Source organism: Vicinamibacteria bacterium (assembly GCA_035620555.1).
Taxonomy (GTDB): Bacteria; Acidobacteriota; Vicinamibacteria; order Marinacidobacterales; family SMYC01; genus DASPGQ01.
In genome coordinates this window covers 1-7,531 of record DASPGQ010000366.1, presented here as the reverse complement: position 1 = coordinate 7,531, position 7,531 = coordinate 1, and the positions used below count along the sequence as shown (strand labels likewise).

Here is a 7,531-nt window from a genome sequence, read left to right as displayed (position 1 = left end):
GAGCTGGAGCTACCCGAGGAGCTGGAGCTACCCGAGGAGCTGGAGCTACCCGAGGAGCTGGAGCTACCCGAGGAGCTGGAGCTACCCGAGGAGCTGGAGCTACCCGAGGAGCTGGAGCTACCCGACGAGCTAGAGCTACTTGAGCTACTCGAGCTGGAGCTACCCGAGCTCGATGAGCTCGAGGCCATGCTCGACCCGCTCGAGCTACTAGCGATAGAGCTTCCCGAGCTCGACGAGGTCGAGCTCCCCATTGGTGAGGTCGGTGAGTCCCCGCACGCTCCTAGCGCGCCAAATCCAGCGAGAACGGCGCCACCGCTCAGAATTCTGAGAAATTCTCGTCTTTCCTCGAGTGTTCGACCCTCTTGTGACGTCCGATTGTGTTCTTTCTTGTTGTTCATGATTCGATTGACTCCATTGCCTCAGGCGGAGATGGTTCAAACCACAACCGCCTCGGCCGCTCTCGTTTCCGGTCTTACTGGGATCAGCGCACTCCCGGACAGATACCACTCGATTCTTCGAATCACCTCCGCGGAAGTGATCATGTGCATGCAACGCGGAAGAGCTCCGACTACGTCCACGCAGAGCTCGCCCGGCTCGTCTTTATAATCTCCGTCTCCAATGGGCACGGTTCGAGACTTCCAGCAACCTCCGTCGTCGCAGCAAGCGAGCGTGCCGACGGTGTGTACGAACTGGTGATGCGGATAGGCGGTCCAGTGGGGCGGCTCTCGACCGCCGGCGATGACGACGCAGGGCCTGTTCTTCGCCCTGCCCGGTTTGCACTCCACCGCCGCCGCCAAATGCATCAGCAAGCTGACCGGACTGAGCACTCCCTGCGCGTGATAGACGAGCCGCACGAGCTGGCGGAGATCGGTCTCTCCCCTCAGATCGACTACCCCGTCGAGCGGAGGGTGATGGTGTCCCTCTTCGCCCACCTGGACGAACTGGACCTGGCCTCGAAGCCCGTCGACGACCTCCTGATACCGCTCGTGAGACCACCACTTGATGGTGAAGTCGAACTTTCCGCCGGAGACGAGAAGCCAGTACGGCTCCGCGGGGCCGAGGACTTGCTCCACCCTATCGAACCAGTTTCTTTCGACCTCAGAAATCCAGACGTCTCCCTTGAAGGCGGTAGGGCGAATGCGAAGGCCCAGTTCCGCGTTCAAGTATTCCACGAACCCATGGAGGAAATGGTAGGGAGTTTGGTTGCTCTGATGGATCAACGGATAGTGGCAATCGACCACCGTCACGTCGGGATCGTCCTCGGCGAGAGGCGTAATGTGAGGGTTGTTCTCCCAGAGCGCAGGGCACGAGGTCCTCACATCCGTGAGGAAAGCCCCCGGATAGCACGCGTGGAGATCTCGCACCGCTGCCGTGAGCATCACGATGTCGCCAGGAGACTGGTAGTTTCTCAGAATGAGCTTTCTCATCTTGGATTCGTCGAATCGGTCATCGAAATGCCTCCCCTTGCAAAACGCTGGCCTATTTCGTCCTTCAGGATAGCGGAAGTTTGCCGGAGTTTTTGTTACCGCCCTCACGGCGAATTGACGCAGGCCTGGGTGAAATCGCGCGCGAGCCGGTCCTCTCCCTGCTCTTTAGAGAGTCGCCGACCCGCAACGCGACGTGACCGTTCAGTTTTTGGATTAAAAAAGGAAATTCAGCAAGACACGCATTTGTCGTTGTTCACCGCCCCGAGGCTCACGAGAAGCTCCAGCGCTTCGGGAAACGGCTGAATCCGCTGTACCGGTCCGTTCGCCATGTCCGCGGTGCTCTGCCCCTCGCGGTTGACCACCTTGACATCGGCTCCTTTGGACACGAGATACTCGATCATTTCGACGTCGCCCCGGGCCGCGGCATTGTGAAGCGGCGTGTTGCCCTCATGATCCCGAGCGTTCACGTCGGCGCCGCACACCTCGACGAGATACCGGACGGCGGGCATGAATCCCGCCGGATGGTTGCGGTGATCGTTCGCCGCGAACCCCTCCCCGTATCCGGCACCGGACGCGGCGTGCAGCGGGCTCAGCGCGGGCCCACCGACGGGAACGGGTGGGAGGCCGGATACGTCCTTGACTTCCCTTCCCTGCTGATTGCCGACACGGGGCCGAGACGGAGGTGCCTTGGTCGGGATGGTGTCGTCCGCGCCGAAAGACTTCAAGAGTTTCATCGCGGCGACGTCGCTTCCGTAGGCCGCGCGCCAGAATGGTGTCGCCCCTTGCTCGTCGATGCCGGAGCGATCGAAGTTGTAGCCGGTAAACCAGACTTTCTTCGTCAAACGCGCGTTGGGATCGGCACCCTTCTCCAGGAGCGCTTTCATCAGGTCGAGATGCGTCAGCGTCTGCTGGTGCTGGGCCGTCGGCTGTGGGTAGCCCGCTCGCGGAGCCCATTTCAGGTTGATCACCGAGTACAGGGGTGTGACGGCAGCCGGTTCGCTTGCGAGGTTCGGATCGGCGCCCTGCTCGAGGAGATAGCTCGCGAGATCGAAGTGGCCATTCATCGTGGCGATCAGGAGGGGGCTGGTCTTGCTTCCCTCGGCAACCTGGTTAACATCGGCACCGGCCTGGAGAAGCGCCTCGACCGCCTCGAAGTGACCCTGTCGGGCGGCGAGGAGCAAAGCGCTCATCCCACCTTGCTGCCCGACTCGATCTCCATAAGACTCGCGCCGACGACGCCCTTCGCCCTCGGGTTCCGTCCTTTCCTTGTTGGGGACCATCCAACCGAACAGCTTCGCGAAGAGGTTTTTCCCGCCCTGCTTCGCGCCCTGTTCACCGTCTTCGGCTCCCTCGTCACTCGGAACCGGCCCCCCCTCCGCGGCCGCCTGAGCCTTCCGCTCGTCGCGAACGCGCTCGAGTCGTTTCCGGAAAGCTTCCTCGGCCTCCTTGGTCAGCTCGGGGACGTCGATCACTCTCGTCGTCACCGCGGGGTCGGCGCCGCGCTCGACCAGCAAGTCGATGACGTCGCGGCGATTCGACGCCGAGGCGAACATCAGGGCCGTCTCTCCCGCGCTCGATTCCTTGGCCTCGATATCCGCGCCATGGTCGAGCAGGAGCCGAACGGCGTCGGGACTGCCCGAGGCCGCGGCTAGCATGAGCGGCGTCGCCCCCGTGTCGGTGACGACATTTGCATCCGAGCCCGCGGCCAGGAGTCTCTCGACCATCGGCGCGCTGCCGCTCCTGCTGGCGAGAACAAGAGGCGTGTAGGAGCCGATCCGGGTCGTCGCCTTCACGTTGGCCCCGGCATATAGGAGCGTCTCGGCCAACTCGAGGTCGTTCGCAAGCGCCGCCCAGTGAATGGCCGTCATTCCGTCACCCTGAGCCGCGTTCACGTCGCCCCCTTGCCGCAACAAGTCGCGCACGGTCTCGAGGTCACCCCCTCTTGCGGCGTCGGCCACGGGCGACGGGCTCGTTGCCAGGTCGACCGGTGAGGCGGCAACCACGATCAACCCGGAGACGAGCAGCATGCCCTTCAAACCCAGTTCCTTCATCGTGACCGTGGACATCATCCTTCCTCGCTACGCGGTGGTCATCGGCGTCGCAACGGAGCTCGCGTTCAGATCCAGCTTACCGGTGCTGTCTCCGAACGTCTCCAGATCCTCGAGCCCCAGCATGTGAAGCATGGTCAACATGGCGTTCGCCATGGGAGTCTGGTCGGCGGCTTTGATATGCAGGTTACCCAGGAGATTGCCGTTGGCGTGTCCGGCAAGGAACAAAGGACACCTCTTGTGGTTGTGGATGTTGGGATCTCCCATGGACGATCCATAGAGGAGCAGAGTCTTTTCCAACAGATTGCTCCCCGCCTCCTCGGTGTTCTTCAGCTTGTCGAGAAAATACGGCACCAGGCTCACGTGGTATCGATTGATCTTCGATAGGTCGATGATGTTCTTCTCTCGTCCGCGGTGGTGCGAGGCGTTATGGAACCCCTCCAGGACGCCGCTTTCGGGAAAGACCCGACCGGAGACGTCGCGGCTCATCTTGAAGGAGAACACCCGGGTCATGTCGGAGACGAAGGCGAGAGCCATCAGGTCGAACATCAGCTCGACGTGCTCTCCGTAAGAATCAGGCACTCCGATGGGCGCATCGGGCAGCTCCCGCGGCTCACCACTCGCATTGCGCTCCTCGGTCCTCTGGATGCGCCGTTCGATCTCCCTGACGTTCTCGAGGTAGTCCTCGAGCCGGCTTCGATCCGCCGGCCCGAGCCGCCTCTTCAATCGAGCGACCTCATCGGGCAGCCAATCAATGATGCTGCGGGTGGCTTTGCGCCGCGCGGCGCGCTCCTCGGGAGTTCCGCCCGAGCCGAACAGCTGGTCGAAGGCCAAACGCGGGTCCCGAATCATGGGAAGCGGCTGAGTGGGTGAAGCCCAGCTGATGGTATCCATGTACACGCAGGCGTAGCCGTAAGAGCAGCCGCCCGACTGGTCTACGTTCTCGATCGAGAGCTGCATCGAGGGGATGGGCGTATCCTGGCCGAATCTCTGGGCGTAGATCTGGTCGAGCGACGTCCCGACGTGGACGTCCGAACCCTCCGTCTGCCTCGGATGCGACTGGGTCAGAAACACCGAGCTCGAGCGGAAATGATCACCGCCGGTCTCGGGCGGTATAAAAGCCTCGGCGTTTCGAACGTCGGTATTGCTGACGATGGTGACGTACTCGCGAAACGGCTCGAGAGGGCTCAGACTGGTCGGCGTGAGGTCGAACTCCCGACCTTCGGCGGCGGGAGCCCATAGATTCTTCTCGATCCCGAAGGCGTTGCTCCCGGCAGCTCCGTGAACCATCTCGAGACATACGAGACGCGTGCGCTCTTCAGGACTGGCCCAGGCTTTCCGTGCGGGAATCATCGCATCCAACAATGGCAGCGCGACCGTCGCTCCCATGCCGCGAAGGACGGTGCGGCGAGAAATGTGTTTGTTGGTGATGTACATTGATTCGTCCTCCTGGAACTACGTCTCGGTCCTCGATCTCATCTCAATAACCGTCCGTGGTCCGACTCTCCGCATCTTCCACGCGACTCATCCGAAAGGGAACGCTGTCGACGACCCCGAGGATGAACGACGAGAGCCGGTAGTCGTTCCCGGCGGCGTCGCGGGAGATTTTCCGAATGGCGGGCATGTCGAAGTGCTCGACCCCGCGGCCGAGGGCAAACGTCATGAGGCCCTCGGTGAAGGTCCGAATGAACGCTTCGGAATGGTTCAGGAGAGCATCACGAAGTGCCAACGGGCCGTCGAGCTCCGTGCCGTCGTAGAGCTCCGCGGTAGGGTCGATGACCACTCCCCGGTCCTTAGTGCGCCAGGCACCGGTCACATCGAAGTTCTCGAGCGCGAGACCGATGGGGTCGATCACCACGTGACAGGACGTACATGCCGGGTTCGAACGATGCTCTTCCATCTGCTCGCGGACGGAGAGCAACCGGTCGCCGGCGACGGCGTTGGTCGCCTCGAGATCGGGAACGTTCGGCGGCGGGGGCGGAGGCGGGCTTCCGAGCAAGACCTCCATGACCCACTTGCCCCTTTGCACCGGCGACGTTCGGTTGGCGATGGATGTCAACGCGAGGATACTTCCGTGGCCGAGGAGTCCTCGGCGGTTCGCGTTGATCCCTTCCAGGAAAACTCTACGGAACTCGCCTCCGGTGACATTGGGGATTTCGTAGTGCTGGGCGAGACGATCGTTGACGAACGTGTAGTCCGCGGTAAGCAGCTCGAGCACGCTTCGGTCTTCGCGAAAGAGGTTCTCGAAGAAGAGCTCGGTCTCGCGCTTCAGGGCGTCGGCGAGCGTGGCATCGTAGAGCGGATAGGTCAGCGCATCGGGATGAAGCTTATGGAGGTCCTGAAGTCGAAGCCATTGCGATGCGAACCGCGTCGCCAGCGCCTCGGCCCGCGGATGGTCGAGCATCCGCGCGACCTGCTGCTCGAGAACTTCCGGCTTCGACAGCTCTGAGGCTCTCGCGAGAGCCACCAGCTCTTCATCCGGCGGGCCGGACCACAAGAAGAAGGAGAGGCGCGACGCCAGATCGACGTCGCTGATGCGATAGCTCGAACCAGTCTCCGCCTGCTCGGGGAGCTCCTCGAGGCGGAAGATAAACCGGGGGCTCGCCAGAATGGCCTGGAGGGCCATGCGGACGCCACTCTCGAAGTCGCCTTCGTCTCGCCCGATGGTGTAGAAGGACATCAAGGCCTCGAGGTCCGCGTCATCGAGTGGGCCGCGATAGGCACGGGCCGCAAGCCCGGTGACGATCTCCTCAGCGCAGGGGAACTCTTCCTCCGCTGAGGTTGGCCGGCAGGAGAAGATGCGCCGGCGCGACGGCGTGTCGGAGACCCCGGTGACGTTGTACGGCCCGCTGATGCTGAAATCCCTCAGGTGCGGCACGGTGGTGATGCCGTAATCGACGCCGATCTCACTGTCGGCCAACGTATGCTCGACGGGAATCAGGAGATCGTCGATCGGGGCCTCCGATCTCTTGATGAAGGCGGCCGACACCCGATGGGGCCCTGCTTTGACGGCGATGGGTACCGTCTGGATGTTCATTCCCGAGGGATCCGTTTCCGACATCAGCGGATCGATGTCCAGAAGCGCGACTCTCACTCCGTCCACCGATACGTCGATTCGCTCATCCGGCGCCGTCTTGCCGAACAGGTATCCCTCGGGAGAGGCATGCAGCTGAATCTTGAAGATGTACTCGCCATCGGCCACGAAGTTGTGCACCACCGAGATGCCGCCTCGTGTGCCAAAGGGCGCACCCTCCACGTGGCGCCGTTGCGACGCGGTCCGAGGCACCTTGTACGTGACCTCGCTGGGTCCTGCGGTGCGGTCACCGACCGCCAGGCGACTGACCAGGTCGGCCGCGCGCAGGTAGCTGTCCATCAGCGTCGGAGACATGCCCTGGACGTCGGCGACGTTGTCGAAGCTGTGACTGATCGTATCGGGTGGCAAGAGGGCTTCCACGTCCACTCCGATCTCGAGCAAATCGCTGATGGAGCGAGCGTACTCGGCCCGATTGAGCCGCTGAAAGGTTCTACTGCCTGGATTCGGGTTCGCGAAGTAGGCCTGGTCGATCTCGTTCTCGAGCCGGGTGACGAAGGCGTCGATGACGGCTGGATCCGGCCGTGGGGCATAGGAAGGAGGCATCATGCCCGTCCGCAGCTTGCGGATCATCTTTTCCGTGACCTCCGCCTGGCGGAGGACGTCAGCCGGGTCGAACGACTCGAGCGTCAGGCCCCCGGTCAGCAGAGCATCGCTGTGGCACATGACGCAGTAGTCTTCGACCAGCATCTTCTGGGATTCGTGGGGCGTGGGCGCTCGGTCCTGCGTCGCAGGCGCCCCCGAGCCCACCGCATGGGCTTCATCGGGAGGCGCCAAGCTGAGGCAAACGAGCGCTCCTCCCAGCATCGCCAATGCGAGCTTTGTCATCGATTCGCTCCCGGCTCTCTCGGTCGTCGGTCCGATGCGCGGCTGATCCGGCAACCGCGCACACATTCACACCCTCACGTCCGTGACTGGGCGCGCCGTGGTGTGTTCGAATGCTGTTTTGGGTTGCCAACGCCCCC

General features: G+C 62.6%; 4 protein-coding genes. All 4 read right to left on the bottom strand.

Going from position 1 to position 7,531, the window contains the following annotated elements:
• Positions 1 to 434: 434 nt before the first annotated feature.
• A complete protein-coding gene (locus VEK15_14795; GenBank protein HXV61963.1) occupies positions 435 to 1,427 on the bottom strand; it encodes a glycosyltransferase family 9 protein in 993 nt (330 codons plus the stop codon).
• A 227-nt stretch (positions 1,428 to 1,654) separates the two neighbouring features.
• The gene (locus VEK15_14790; protein ID HXV61962.1) at positions 1,655 to 3,496 is read right to left on the bottom strand and encodes an ankyrin repeat domain-containing protein; all 1,842 of its coding nucleotides are present in this window, start codon (positions 3,494 to 3,496) and stop codon (positions 1,655 to 1,657) included.
• 9 nt (positions 3,497 to 3,505) lie between these two features.
• Positions 3,506 to 4,912: a DUF1552 domain-containing protein gene (locus tag VEK15_14785; GenBank protein ID HXV61961.1), complete on the bottom strand. Its 1,407-nt coding sequence runs from the start codon at positions 4,910 to 4,912 to the stop codon at positions 3,506 to 3,508.
• Positions 4,913 to 4,955: 43 nt separating this feature from the next.
• Positions 4,956 to 7,394 carry a DUF1592 domain-containing protein gene (locus VEK15_14780; protein HXV61960.1) on the bottom strand — a complete coding sequence of 813 codons (2,439 nt, stop codon included), beginning with the start codon at positions 7,392 to 7,394 and terminating at the stop codon, positions 4,956 to 4,958.
• Between the last annotated feature and the right edge of the window lie 137 nt (positions 7,395 to 7,531).

What these genes read in the sequence shown, in the direction of transcription:
- VEK15_14780 (HXV61960.1), bottom strand. Translation starts at nt 7,394, where the DNA reads ATGACAAAGCTCGCATTGGCGATGCTGGGAGGAGCGCTCGTTTGCCTC.
- VEK15_14785 (HXV61961.1), bottom strand. Translation starts at nt 4,912, where the DNA reads ATGTACATCACCAACAAACACATTTCTCGCCGCACCGTCCTTCGCGGC.
- VEK15_14790 (HXV61962.1), bottom strand. Translation starts at nt 3,496, where the DNA reads ATGATGTCCACGGTCACGATGAAGGAACTGGGTTTGAAGGGCATGCTG.
- VEK15_14795 (HXV61963.1), bottom strand. Translation starts at nt 1,427, where the DNA reads ATGAGAAAGCTCATTCTGAGAAACTACCAGTCTCCTGGCGACATCGTG.